The organism is Reyranella massiliensis 521, assembly GCF_000312425.1.
GTDB classification, from domain to species: domain Bacteria; phylum Pseudomonadota; class Alphaproteobacteria; order Reyranellales; family Reyranellaceae; genus Reyranella; species Reyranella massiliensis.
Genome location: NZ_HE997181.1, coordinates 5,782,507 through 5,792,259, shown reverse-complemented (window position 1 = coordinate 5,792,259; position 9,753 = coordinate 5,782,507). Strand labels below are relative to the sequence as shown.

General features: G+C 63.7%; 21 protein-coding genes and 1 tRNA gene. 13 read left to right on the top strand and 9 right to left on the bottom strand.

Going from position 1 to position 9,753, the window contains the following annotated elements; all coding sequences use genetic code 11:
• The 7 genes from BN60_RS28415 to BN60_RS28385 form a co-directional block, all read right to left on the bottom strand.
• Positions 1–191: hypothetical protein (locus BN60_RS28415; RefSeq protein ID WP_043284436.1), on the bottom strand; the 191-nt coding region annotated here is incomplete at its 3' end.
• A gap of 1 nt (position 192) precedes the next feature.
• A complete protein-coding gene (locus BN60_RS28410) occupies positions 193–1,053 on the bottom strand; it encodes a hypothetical protein (protein WP_020699592.1) in 861 nt (286 codons plus the stop codon).
• A 55-nt stretch (positions 1,054–1,108) separates the two neighbouring features.
• Entirely contained in the window at positions 1,109–1,321 is a 213-nt protein-coding gene (locus BN60_RS28405) for a hypothetical protein (protein ID WP_020699591.1), read from the bottom strand.
• The gene (locus BN60_RS29340; protein WP_148283546.1) at positions 1,318–1,620 is read right to left on the bottom strand and encodes an XRE family transcriptional regulator; all 303 of its coding nucleotides are present in this window, start codon (positions 1,618–1,620) and stop codon (positions 1,318–1,320) included. The genes BN60_RS28405 and BN60_RS29340 overlap by 4 nt, the downstream gene beginning before the upstream one ends.
• 286 nt (positions 1,621–1,906) lie before the next feature.
• Positions 1,907–1,981, bottom strand: a tRNA-Met gene (locus tag BN60_RS28395).
• A 115-nt stretch (positions 1,982–2,096) separates the two neighbouring features.
• Positions 2,097–2,303, bottom strand: coding sequence for a hypothetical protein (locus BN60_RS28390; RefSeq protein WP_020699589.1), 207 nt, complete (start codon positions 2,301–2,303; stop codon positions 2,097–2,099).
• Positions 2,303–2,524 (bottom strand): hypothetical protein, encoded by a 222-nt coding sequence (locus tag BN60_RS28385; protein WP_043284434.1) that lies wholly within the window; start codon positions 2,522–2,524, stop codon positions 2,303–2,305. Before BN60_RS28385 ends, BN60_RS28390 begins: the two co-directional genes overlap by 1 nt.
• A gap of 86 nt (positions 2,525–2,610) precedes the next feature.
• On the opposite strand from BN60_RS28385, the gene BN60_RS29335 reads away from it, so the two are divergent.
• From BN60_RS29335 to BN60_RS28365, 3 genes are all read left to right on the top strand, one after another.
• Positions 2,611–3,267, top strand: coding sequence for a S24 family peptidase (locus BN60_RS29335; protein ID WP_020699587.1), 657 nt, complete (start codon positions 2,611–2,613; stop codon positions 3,265–3,267).
• A 98-nt stretch (positions 3,268–3,365) separates the two neighbouring features.
• Positions 3,366–3,671 carry a hypothetical protein gene (locus tag BN60_RS28370; protein ID WP_148283545.1) on the top strand — a complete coding sequence of 102 codons (306 nt, stop codon included), beginning with the start codon at positions 3,366–3,368 and terminating at the stop codon, positions 3,669–3,671.
• Positions 3,652–3,996 carry a hypothetical protein gene (locus BN60_RS28365; RefSeq protein ID WP_020699585.1) on the top strand — a complete coding sequence of 115 codons (345 nt, stop codon included), beginning with the start codon at positions 3,652–3,654 and terminating at the stop codon, positions 3,994–3,996. The genes BN60_RS28370 and BN60_RS28365 overlap by 20 nt, the downstream gene beginning before the upstream one ends.
• Here the strand turns inward: BN60_RS28365 and BN60_RS28360 are convergent, their stop codons facing one another.
• Together BN60_RS28360 and BN60_RS30635 are read right to left on the bottom strand one after the other, a co-directional pair.
• The gene (locus BN60_RS28360; protein WP_020699584.1) at positions 3,997–4,467 is read right to left on the bottom strand and encodes a thermonuclease family protein; all 471 of its coding nucleotides are present in this window, start codon (positions 4,465–4,467) and stop codon (positions 3,997–3,999) included.
• Positions 4,464–4,793, bottom strand: coding sequence for a hypothetical protein (locus tag BN60_RS30635; RefSeq protein ID WP_020699583.1), 330 nt, complete (start codon positions 4,791–4,793; stop codon positions 4,464–4,466). The genes BN60_RS28360 and BN60_RS30635 overlap by 4 nt, the downstream gene beginning before the upstream one ends.
• Before the next feature lie 597 nt (positions 4,794–5,390).
• On the opposite strand from BN60_RS30635, the gene BN60_RS28350 reads away from it, so the two are divergent.
• The 10 genes from BN60_RS28350 (at position 5,391) to BN60_RS28305 (ending at position 9,727) form a co-directional block, all read left to right on the top strand.
• On the top strand, positions 5,391–5,684 hold the full coding sequence (locus tag BN60_RS28350; RefSeq protein ID WP_020699582.1) for a hypothetical protein: 294 nt from the start codon (positions 5,391–5,393) through the stop codon (positions 5,682–5,684).
• Complete coding sequence (locus BN60_RS28345) at positions 5,684–6,166, top strand: hypothetical protein (RefSeq protein ID WP_020699581.1); 483 nt, start codon at positions 5,684–5,686, stop codon at positions 6,164–6,166. The genes BN60_RS28350 and BN60_RS28345 overlap by 1 nt, the downstream gene beginning before the upstream one ends.
• A 3-nt stretch (positions 6,167–6,169) precedes the next feature.
• A complete protein-coding gene (locus BN60_RS28340) occupies positions 6,170–6,496 on the top strand; it encodes a hypothetical protein (protein WP_020699580.1) in 327 nt (108 codons plus the stop codon).
• Positions 6,493–6,711, top strand: coding sequence for a hypothetical protein (locus BN60_RS28335; protein WP_020699579.1), 219 nt, complete (start codon positions 6,493–6,495; stop codon positions 6,709–6,711). Before BN60_RS28340 ends, BN60_RS28335 begins: the two co-directional genes overlap by 4 nt.
• Positions 6,708–7,067, top strand: a complete 360-nt coding sequence (locus BN60_RS28330; RefSeq protein ID WP_020699578.1) for a hypothetical protein — start codon at positions 6,708–6,710, stop codon at positions 7,065–7,067. The genes BN60_RS28335 and BN60_RS28330 overlap by 4 nt, the downstream gene beginning before the upstream one ends.
• A gap of 130 nt (positions 7,068–7,197) precedes the next feature.
• Complete coding sequence (locus BN60_RS28325) at positions 7,198–7,386, top strand: hypothetical protein (RefSeq protein WP_020699577.1); 189 nt, start codon at positions 7,198–7,200, stop codon at positions 7,384–7,386.
• Positions 7,383–7,592 carry a hypothetical protein gene (locus BN60_RS28320; protein WP_020699576.1) on the top strand — a complete coding sequence of 70 codons (210 nt, stop codon included), beginning with the start codon at positions 7,383–7,385 and terminating at the stop codon, positions 7,590–7,592. Before BN60_RS28325 ends, BN60_RS28320 begins: the two co-directional genes overlap by 4 nt.
• 186 nt (positions 7,593–7,778) lie before the next feature.
• Positions 7,779–8,504, top strand: a complete 726-nt coding sequence (locus tag BN60_RS28315; RefSeq protein WP_051150204.1) for a hypothetical protein — start codon at positions 7,779–7,781, stop codon at positions 8,502–8,504.
• Between the two features lie 30 nt (positions 8,505–8,534).
• Positions 8,535–9,449: a hypothetical protein gene (locus tag BN60_RS28310; protein ID WP_020699575.1), complete on the top strand. Its 915-nt coding sequence runs from the start codon at positions 8,535–8,537 to the stop codon at positions 9,447–9,449.
• On the top strand, positions 9,446–9,727 hold the full coding sequence (locus tag BN60_RS28305; protein ID WP_020699574.1) for a hypothetical protein: 282 nt from the start codon (positions 9,446–9,448) through the stop codon (positions 9,725–9,727). Before BN60_RS28310 ends, BN60_RS28305 begins: the two co-directional genes overlap by 4 nt.
• Positions 9,728–9,753 lie beyond the last annotated feature (26 nt).

Below are 9,753 nucleotides of genomic sequence, written 5' to 3'. Positions count from 1 at the left end.
CCAAGCGGCCCGAAGATGCCAAGCTGGATGCCCTGTGTGGCGTCTATTGGCTCGGCGACCAGCAAGTAGGCCTTGCCGCGATGCGCGGCGAGCTCCAGCGGCGACGCCCCCGCATTGAACGGCCAGGGCTCCAGCGGATTGCCGAACTGGCCGAGCGGCGGCGCGCCGTCCCTGTATTCGATCGCCGCCATGTCAGGCCGCCCGGCCGAGGTAGCGGTTCAGCAGTCCGGTCGTGCGGGTCAGCTCGGCCAGAAGGCCGTCGATCCGCTGGGCCTGCTGCTGATTTGCGGCCATGAGCTGCTGCACGAGCTGCGCCGTGGCGGCGGCATTGGGATCGGCCTGACCGCCCTGCCCGGCCGGTGTGCTGGTCGAGGGCTGGAGCTGGGCCTGGACCTGCATGAAGATGGCCAGGATCTCGTCGCGCAGCGCGTTGTAGTCGGCGTTGCCGGCGTAGTAGCGGCTGCCGTATTCGGCCAGCGCGGTCCCCTCGCCGGTCAGGCGGGCAATGGCGGCGCTGTTGCCGGCCATGGCCTGCGCCGTCGTGGCATCAAAGGTCGCCTTGAGACCGGCCAGCGTGGCGGTGTCGCTCATGTTGGCAAGGTCGCCACCCGGCGTCATCCGCCGGATCGCATCGTCCAACGACTTCAAGGCACCGTCATAGGCCTGCTCTCGAAGATCGCTTTCGCGCTTAAGGAAGGTCTCCGTGATCTTGTTGATGTCGACATAGACGTTTGCGACGTGATCGCGGATGTACTCCGCGCTGGCGATGGCGTCCTTGCGCTCGTCGTCGAGGGCGCGCAGTTCGACCGCCAGCGGATCGACGAACTGGTCGATGAAGTCGCGGGCATAGCGTTCCGTGACCTTCTTCCGTTCGGCCGCGATGGGATCGAGGGCAAGACCGTAGAGGCGCGCGGTCTCGGTCATGGTGGCGAACTTCTTGGCGATCTCCTCCAGCGCGGGCTTCGCCGTCGGGATCACCTTGCCGAACTTGTCGTAGGCATCAATCAGGGAGAGGAGGTCGCGGACCTCCTGTTCGTTGGCGTCGATCGTCATCGACAGTCCATCTCACCGCAGGGCGCGGCAGAAATAAGGTCGAACCCGTCAACCACTATTCGCGCTCCTTCGCTTTGCTGAGGATGTCGCGATAGAGCTTGATCATCCGATCGAGCCGCCGTGACGTGACATAGATCGTCACCACGCCGAGGTGAACGTAGACGTGGAAGAGGCTCTTTCCGGCGCCAAAGCCGCACAGCGCGATTTCGATACCGATGGCGCCTTGCGCGAGGACGCGCCAGTCTCGCTTCTTGTCGAGTGGTGTCATCGATTGCTCTCGATCAGTTGGGCGATTGTGTGGAGCCGCTTCTCGGCTCGGGAGAGGGCGTCATCTCGACCAGTGACGATGTCGATGAAGCGCCGGACCGCCGGGGAAGCGGCCATGAGTTTGACGAGGTGTTCGCCGCCGGGCCCGTTGACTTCGGCGAGCCAGTTCTTGACGGCACCTACGGATGCGCCTGTGTCTTCACAGATCACCTTGACCATCGATGTGCCGGCATAGTCATCGCGCAACGCGGCCGCGATGCCGGAAGTGTATTCGTGAGAGGTGAAGTCGATCTTGCTCATCGACTTGGCCTGTAGATTCCTAGCCGTCGAAGCTTGGAAATTGACGGCGCGCTCGCTTTGAAAAATGCGAGCAATCGAGTGCGAGGACATTGGCGATCTCCATGCGCGAAAAAACGGGCATGGAGGTTGGAGGTCACATTAAAGGACACGCAGAGACGCAGACGCGCGACGGCCTGGACAGCGAGACGCGCGAATGCGGACACGACGAAGTTAGGGGTGGCGGCGATCGCGTGGGTATCGGTGGGGGCGATCGCCGCCAGCGGCCGGGGGCACCGGGCCGCGGGGTTGGTAGCGCGGGAGGGAATTGCACCCCCGACCTGCTGGGTATGAACCTGCCGAGCTGCTGCTGCTCTACCGCGCATGAATTCGAGATGGCGCCGGGGGGTTGGCGCCGGGCGAGGCCAGTCAGCACTAAGGCGCCCCACGCCCGCCTGGCTGGCCTCGTCTTTTTTCGCGTAGCCCCCGCCCCGCATCGATCACGCCTTCGCCGGTTGGGCGGCAGAGGGATCAGACGCGAGGCGGGTTCCACCCCCAAGCACGACGATGCCGGTAAGTTCGAAGTGGCGGATCAGGAATTGGTCGAGGCGGATGCGTGCAACATCGACCTCGATGGGATCGGCTGCGGCCGGCGCCAGCGACAGGCCGGCATCATCGGCATAGGCGTTGGGGGCGAGGCTGCGCATCAGGCGGCCTTCCGACGCTTGGGGGATGACATGAGCTTGCGTTGCTCGACGATGTAAGCCTGGACGCGATCAACGGTCGCGACGGTGATCCCGGCTCCTTCCCGCAGTCTCTTCACGAACTTGCCGTCGTTGACAGCGCGCCGCCCAAAGGTTGTTTCGGCGACTCCAGTGTCCCCAAGGAACGCGTCAATTTCAGAAAGGAGATTGGTCACAGTGGACATGCCGCAACGTATAGTGGGCCATTGCCCACTGTCAATGGGCATTACCCCACTTTGGCCGCCCACTCCTTGCGTGGGATGAATCCCACATGATTGGGACCCTGCTCAAAGAGATCGACCGGCGATCCAAGCCCCTCGGGCTCACCGATATCACACTCGCCAAGAAGGCCGGACTGGGACGCGATGCCGTTCGGGATATTCGGCGCGGGCATTCAGCGAATCCCTCGCATGCGGTGTTGGCCGCCCTGGCCAAAGCGCTTGGATGCACGGTGGCAGATCTCACGGGCGAAAATCGCCACACCCCCATTCGCACGCCCGACTCGATCACGATCTTCGAGGTTCGGACCTTTGCTACCGCTGGCCCAGGCGGTGACGGTGACATTGAAATCGCGCGTGATCAGGCTGTTGGAGAGTTCACCTTTCCCGCCGCAGGGTTCCGCCAGCGGTTCGGCGCGGCACCAGATGGCGTGTTCATTGATGAAGTCAGAGGCGACAGCCAGGAGCCGACATTGTTCCCCGGCCAGCCGGTGATGGTCGACACTCGAGATCGGCGGCCGTCGCCTCCAGGCATGTTCTTGTGCTGGGATGGAATCGGGATGGTGCTCAAGCGGATTGAGCTCGTCCCGAATAGTCAGCCGCCGAAAGTGCTGCTGAAGAGCGACAATCCCCGATACGAAACCTATGAGCGGTCGCTCGACGAGGTGCACATTTATGGCCGCGTGATCGGCGTATGGGCGAGGATGTGATGTAGCAACACGCTCGGTGGCGTTCATTGGGGCGAAGGTGGCGGAGCAAGCGAACTTAGGAATGAGGATGCAATGGTTATCAACAGTCGGCGGCCACCATGACTCCAAGCAACGAAGGCGATGACGTTCCAAACTCGATGTTGGAAGCGGAACGCGTATCGAATGCCGAACTGCCGCTCTATCTAGCGACGGACCTCTTGGGCATGACGGCTGTGGCGTTCCTGGCACTAAAGGAGTTGCAGAAAGTTCCAGCGGTTCGTGAGTCCGTCAATGCCATGGAAATCGAGCAGTTGATCAGTGAGCTCGACGCCAGATTGAAAGCAACCATCCGGGCAATGAAGAAACAAACAGAGTTGCGCGCGAGCAAGGAAGGAACGGCAAGCAATGAGCCAAGAGGAGAGTAAGAACCTGCTCCGTCTCGTCCACGACAGTGCGTCAGGCATATTGCGGAAGGGCGGCGATGGCGGGCACAATGGCGGCATGTCCGATCTTGAAAAGCGCGTCTCGGCTCTAGAGGTCAAGCTCGCCACCATCGACACCAAGGTGGATGCGCTGGTGACCGGAGCGCGGGAAACTCAAGTTGATTTGAAGAGCCTCATCAAGGTCGCCAATGAGACTGCCGGCAAGCTTTCCCAACTTCCCAACACATGGGCAATGGCTGGTTGGTTTGTTGGCGTGGCGATAACACTATCGGGGCTCGTCTTTACAATCGCGCGCGCGGTTAAGTAGCTATCGCCTCTGCCCCGCCCGCCACTCCCACGCCGGCGCGCAGCGGTGCCCGTGCACCCCTAGCCGTTCGGCCTTCGCCCGCTCCTCCTGCTGAACATAGTCCTGGCTGTACCGCGTGAACGCCCAGGCCATGCCGTCACGAACCATGATGGCGCCGATGTCTTCAGCGCCGGCGCGGCAGACGGCCACCGTCCGGCCGTAGCGATCGCGATCCTTCTCCTGGCAGATTACGGTGCGGCCGCTGATTAGCTCCTGCAGGCGCGTTGTGGCCATTCGACCGGCAGGCCAGCCATCGGGGCAGTCCTGCTTGGCCTCCGGGGCGTCGATTCCATGTAGGCGATAGGTGACGCCGTTCATGCGGAGAGTGTCGCCGTCGGTGATGGTTTGGGCTGCTGCCGGCATGCCCAGTGCCATTGCTCCAGCGATCGCCAGTGCAAGCCGCGGCATGATCGTGGCTTCAATCCGGATCACTGCGTCTTGTGTTGTATCGGCGTGGTTCCATAAACAGGGATCGGCGCACCCTGCTCTGTGTTCGTGCGCACACGATCGAGTTGGTCCCATAGCGACTTTATGCCGACCTTGAAGTCGTCTCGGGCGGCGCGCGATTCAGCCAGCACGGCGTTCTTGTGTGCCTCAATTGCATTCACGATCGCACCAGCAATAGCGAGCATCGCCCCTAAAGCGAAGATCGCGGCGCCAGCCGGCAGGCCTAAGGCAACCCCAAAGGCTCCGCCTCCCAAACTGAAGAACCCGACGAGCACACCAACGACCATGACTAAAGCGCCACCAACGAGCATTCCATCCTCCCACTTCCCACAATTATGAACTGGGCAGAGATCGCAGGCGCGATCGCCCAGCCCCGCTAAACTGGCTGCGGCTCACTGCAATGTTTGCACTTCTTTGCCTCAGCGAGAATCCACTCTGCGCATGCATGACACTTCTTCTGACCTGCATGCGGATCTGGTTGGCCAGCCCCACATTTTGGACAACTGAGAGAGTCGGCGCGTCGCGGCTTCCTACATTGATGGCAGAGAACAAAGTCATTCCCCTGCCGCGGCGCAGATGGTGAGTTCGTCGCTCTGTTGTTCGGTATCGCGATTACGGCCAGAAAGCCGATTATTGGGCTCAAGAACAGGGCCAACAGAAAGAAGCCAATCCGACTCCGCCCCTTTTCTCCGGCGATGTGCCCAACGACGATCGCCAGCAACAGCCAAACGATGACGACGACAAACTCCACAAGCGCCTCCCACCACCTCTAGCGGACTGAGGTTCACCCACCACAACCTCGTGGGGCAGAAGGTACGCGCCGGTCGTCTGAGCTCAAAGTGGGACATTGCCCATTGACAGTGGGCTATTGCCCACTCTAAGTTCCTCCCGTCACCGACGAGGAGCGAATGCCCGACATCACCCGCCCCGACGACCACCGCCCAATCGGAAGCCCCGCCATCCACCGCGTGGGCGACATCATCCAGCACCGTGAGTACGGCGTCGGTACGGTCCACACGATCGACCACAGCCCGCTCTATCGCCGGCCGCGCCAGTACGTCTGCGCGTTCATCCGGTCGTGGGGCCTCTGCTACTTCCGTTGCTGGCCGGAGGATCTGTCGCCGAACCCGTCGGCGACGCCGGAGCCCCCGAAGGGTGCTCCCCGCCTCCGCCTCGTCGATCCGTCTCCGCTGGTGGCGTGATGGTCGACGTACCCCTCTTCCGCTTTCAGATCGGCGAGCACGTCCGCGGCTGGGCGGCCCAGCTGCGCGCTGACCGCGTCGGCCTGACCTTCGGCGGGATCGGACTTCCGAACATCAACATGCCGATGACGGCCACCGAGGCCCGCGCGCTGGCAAACGCACTCTACGAGGCAGCGGATGCTTCCGAGAAGGCGCTGCCGGTGGAGACGCTGGCGGAGCAGGCCGCACTCGACATCGACGCCTACGAGCGGCTGGTCGACGACCTGCTGAAGTGCGGCCGCATCGACCGCACCAAGTTCGAGGCCGTAGCCGACGACGCTGAAGCCGTCGCTGTGCTTGTGCGCGATGCGGTTGGCCGCGAGCTGCTGGCAGCGCTGAAAGCAATCAGTGATAGCGGCGTTGCGCTTGCGGATGCGATCGAGCGTCCCTTGCTGGACGCCATTGCCCACGCTGAAACGGCTGGCATCAAGGCGGAGGGCTGAACGATGCCCCTCGATCTCGACATCACCATCAGCGCCGACGTCGACAGCGGGCACGTCGTCGAGCTCGCCGCTGCCATCGTCGACGCCAGCGATGCGTGGCACGACAAGACCGGCAAGCCGAAGCTGGCCCGCGAGATCTCGGAAGCCCTGCTCTGCAACGTCGTCGACGTCCTACGCGGCGCACCTGATGGCGCAACCCGCGCCGTCATGGCTGCGAATGCCGTCAACTTCATCGTGCGCAACTGCGGCGTCCCACCGGCCGACGTCTTCGCCGCGAGCTTGGCGATGCAGGCTGGCATCGATCCCTATCCGCCGATGGGGTCCGCATGAGCGTCACCGTCGCCCGCGTGCCGTCCCGGCAGGAGATCAGCGAGACCGTGACGCAGTTCCGCGCTTGGTCCGATGGCCGGTCATGGCGCGTCAAGAACATGTGGACCGGCGAGGTACTGGCCGGCGACTTCCCGGATGAGTACGCCGCGAGAGCCGCAGCCAATCTGGCTATCGCTGACGCCGTGATCGGCATGTTCCAAGGGGCACGGGCATGACCGACGGCCGCCAGGAGCTGCATGCAGCGATGACGCGGTCGCTGAACTGGAAGCGCCCCGTGCCCGATAGCTCCCGGCCCGGCATGAGCCGCGCCTTCAACATGTGCGTGGCCGCCACGCTGATCATCGGCCTCGCAGCGATCGTGCTCTACGCACCGCGTGCTGGCGCTGCGGTCGAGGCGCTCGTGGAGCCGGCCGAAGAACACCGCACCCATATCGTTGTGGTTTGCCCGCCTGCCGAACCCTGCAAACCGCGCGGAAGGCCGGTCAGCAAAGTGGCCTGCGAGATGGATGTTCGCGGCGTCGCGCTTGTCGTCGCAAGCGGCACGAAAACCCGATGCGAGCGGGTGAAGTGATGAAGAGTTTGCCGCCAAAGGGCGCGGCCGAGCATGGCACGGCTTGGCTCGGCGTGGCGAGGCAAGGGGCCGTATGGCCACAACAAAGCGGGCCCGCAGCCGTCAGGCCCGCCAATCTGCGGTTGGCAAAATGACCGCCGCCGAGCTCGCCAAGGCCGAACGTGTGCGCGACCTCATGCGCGTCGGCCGCATCAACGATGCCGCGGAGGAGCTTTCCGAGCTCATCGCCGCCGCAAAGCAGGGTGTCCCGACATTCTTGGCGAAGAGTGAGCCTGCCGAACTGGTTGGCATGAAGGCGAGCAAAGGAGCACCGACATGATCGCCGGCCGTTCCGATCTGGTCGACCTCGATATCGTCATCCGCCGCGAGACGGATAAAGCATGGGGCATCGCCGATCCCAACAAGATCGGCAACATCCTCTGGCTGCCGAAAAGCCAGTGCGAAATGAGCAACGTCAAGAGGCCCAGGTGGTCGGCCACGCTGACCTGCCCGGAATGGCTCGCCAAAGAGAACCGCCTGATATGAGCCGGCCCGAGCCCGTTCCTGTGTGGCCTCCCCTGGCCGGACATTACGCGATGAAACTGGTGCGCAACGGCGTCCGCGTTCCTGTTCGCATCTGGTTTGGCCTTCCGGTCGTCGATGGCGAGGAGCTCGATCGGTCGCCGCGTTGGTGCGTCGAAATCGATGGCCGCACCGATCGCGTCGAGGAGGATGACGACGGCTATCGCCGCCGAGAAGGCAGCCGAGGAAGAGCGCAAGCGCCGCGCCGAGGCCAAGCGCCTGGCTGATGCCAAGGCTGCCGAGGAGAAGGCGAAGCGCGATGCCGAGGCTGCCGAGCAGAAGCGGCGCGACGACGAAGCCCGTCGCAAGGCCGAAGCCAAGGCCGAGATCGAGCGCGCTGAGGCCGCGAAACGGGCGGCACGCCAGGCCGAGATCGATGCGAAGAAGCGCGCGGACGACGAGGCCGCTGCCAAGGCAAAGGCCGAACGCGAAAAGGCCGCCCAAGATGCCGCTGACGCCAAGGCCAAGCGCGATCGTGACGCCATCGAGGCCAAGGAGAAGGCCGACCGGGAGGCTGCTGCCGCTGCCGCTGAGATCAAGCGGAAGCAGGATGAGCGCAAAGCTCAGCAGAAGGCGGCCGACGAAGCCCGCGACGCGGCAGCCGTTGCGACGCAGCGAGCGAACCGCGCTGGCCAAGACGCCAAGGCGAAGGACGCCGAGCTGAGCCGCACCCGGACCGACCTCGGTGCCATCGCGTCGCTGCGGACCACCTACGATTTCGAGATCGTGAAGGAGGCCGATGTGCCGCGCCTTTATCTCGAGGTCAGCCGCGGCGCCATTTCCGCCGCCATCCGCGCTGCGACGCATGACGGCAAGTGCAATCTCAAAATTGACGGTGTGCGGATCTTCCCCGTCACGGACTCGGTCGTTCGGTAGCGCCAGCGCAACACCACAAGGACACAGGACATGGACACGGCAGTTGAAGCGCTGGACGCCCGCCACGAGATCGGCGGCAACAACCCGCCGGGCAAGTTGGAGTTGGAGTACGCCGCCTCGGTCGTCGCGGAGGCGGAAGCATTCATCATTGAGTGCGTCGAGATCACCGACGCCGATATGGCGAATCAAGCCAACAACCTCATCGCCCATCTGAAGGCCGCCAAGAAGAAACTAGGCGCGGCCCAAAAGTCAGAGATCAAGCCGCTCGACGACGCAATCGACGGCATCAAGGCCAAATACAAGGAACCGATCGTTGAAATCGACGGTGTCGTGACAAGCCTCATCGATCGCGCCGGTGCTTGGCTGATCAAGGAACGCGACCGTATCGCTGCCGAGAAAGCTGCCCAAGAAGCTGAAGCCCGGCGTCTCCGTGAGGAAGCAGAGCGCAAGGAACGGGAGCGCGTCGAGGCCGCTCGCAGGCTTGAGGAGGAGCGTCGCCGGCTCGCCGCCGAGGAAGAAGAGCGCAAACGGGCTGCCGAGACAGAACAACAGACCGAGTTGGATCGTGTCGCCGCCGAGACCGCCGCGGCTGCGGAGCAGGAACGGCTTGAGCTCGAGCGCCAGGATGCGGCCCGCGCCGCGAAGGAAGCCGAGGAGGCCAGCAAGGCGGCGAAGGCTGCCGAGCGTGCAGCCGAGAAGAAGCCGGAGACTGCCGCCATCAAGAGTGGCGAGACCGGCCGGCGTGCCATGACGCTGCGCAGCTACTGGAGCGCCGTCATCGAGGACGAGTCAGCGGCCCTCGATAGCTATAAGGACCACCCGACTGTACGTAAGGCCGCCCTGGCCGCGGTGCTGCAGGCCGCCAACGAAGAGGCCCGCCGGGTAAAGGATCTCGATGCCGCGCCGCCGGGCATCCGCTTTGTTCATGAGGAGCGGCCGGTATGAACGTCGTTTCCGAGGACGGGCTGTCCATCCTGTTGGCGAGGATCGAGCACCTCGCGGGCGAACTGACACGATTAAAGGGCGTTGATAGAGCGCGCTCTGAAGCGGAGCGCGACCTTGCCCGCGCCGCCCGCGAGCGCAACGAGGCCCAAAACAAGGTCGACGAGTGGGCCATATACGCCGGCCAACTCCGCGAGCTGATCAATCCTGCTGCGCTGAAGCGGAAGAAGATCGTGCTGCCGGAGATGCCGAAGCCGCTCGAAACCGAAATCCCCTTCTAACAACGACATCAGCAAGGAGAATGTCC

Bases quoted from the DNA above. Each gene is read 5' to 3' on its own strand.
- BN60_RS28370 (WP_148283545.1), top strand. From the start codon at position 3,366: ATGACTCCAAGCAACGAAGGCGATGACGTTCCAAACTCGATGTTGGAA.
- BN60_RS29335 (WP_020699587.1), top strand. From the start codon at position 2,611: ATGATTGGGACCCTGCTCAAAGAGATCGACCGGCGATCCAAGCCCCTC.
- BN60_RS28410 (WP_020699592.1), bottom strand. From the start codon at position 1,053: ATGACGATCGACGCCAACGAACAGGAGGTCCGCGACCTCCTCTCCCTG.
- BN60_RS28330 (WP_020699578.1), top strand. From the start codon at position 6,708: ATGACCGACGGCCGCCAGGAGCTGCATGCAGCGATGACGCGGTCGCTG.
- BN60_RS28325 (WP_020699577.1), top strand. From the start codon at position 7,198: ATGACCGCCGCCGAGCTCGCCAAGGCCGAACGTGTGCGCGACCTCATG.
- BN60_RS28405 (WP_020699591.1), bottom strand. From the start codon at position 1,321: ATGACACCACTCGACAAGAAGCGAGACTGGCGCGTCCTCGCGCAAGGC.
- BN60_RS29340 (WP_148283546.1), bottom strand. From the start codon at position 1,620: ATGAGCAAGATCGACTTCACCTCTCACGAATACACTTCCGGCATCGCG.
- BN60_RS28340 (WP_020699580.1), top strand. From the start codon at position 6,170: ATGCCCCTCGATCTCGACATCACCATCAGCGCCGACGTCGACAGCGGG.
- BN60_RS30635 (WP_020699583.1), bottom strand. From the start codon at position 4,793: ATGCTCGTTGGTGGCGCTTTAGTCATGGTCGTTGGTGTGCTCGTCGGG.
- BN60_RS28315 (WP_051150204.1), top strand. From the start codon at position 7,779: ATGACGACGGCTATCGCCGCCGAGAAGGCAGCCGAGGAAGAGCGCAAG.
- BN60_RS28385 (WP_043284434.1), bottom strand. From the start codon at position 2,524: ATGTCCACTGTGACCAATCTCCTTTCTGAAATTGACGCGTTCCTTGGG.
- BN60_RS28365 (WP_020699585.1), top strand. From the start codon at position 3,652: ATGAGCCAAGAGGAGAGTAAGAACCTGCTCCGTCTCGTCCACGACAGT.
- BN60_RS28390 (WP_020699589.1), bottom strand. From the start codon at position 2,303: ATGCGCAGCCTCGCCCCCAACGCCTATGCCGATGATGCCGGCCTGTCG.
- BN60_RS28345 (WP_020699581.1), top strand. From the start codon at position 5,684: ATGGTCGACGTACCCCTCTTCCGCTTTCAGATCGGCGAGCACGTCCGC.
- BN60_RS28320 (WP_020699576.1), top strand. From the start codon at position 7,383: ATGATCGCCGGCCGTTCCGATCTGGTCGACCTCGATATCGTCATCCGC.
- BN60_RS28305 (WP_020699574.1), top strand. From the start codon at position 9,446: ATGAACGTCGTTTCCGAGGACGGGCTGTCCATCCTGTTGGCGAGGATC.
- BN60_RS28335 (WP_020699579.1), top strand. From the start codon at position 6,493: ATGAGCGTCACCGTCGCCCGCGTGCCGTCCCGGCAGGAGATCAGCGAG.
- BN60_RS28310 (WP_020699575.1), top strand. From the start codon at position 8,535: ATGGACACGGCAGTTGAAGCGCTGGACGCCCGCCACGAGATCGGCGGC.
- BN60_RS28350 (WP_020699582.1), top strand. From the start codon at position 5,391: ATGCCCGACATCACCCGCCCCGACGACCACCGCCCAATCGGAAGCCCC.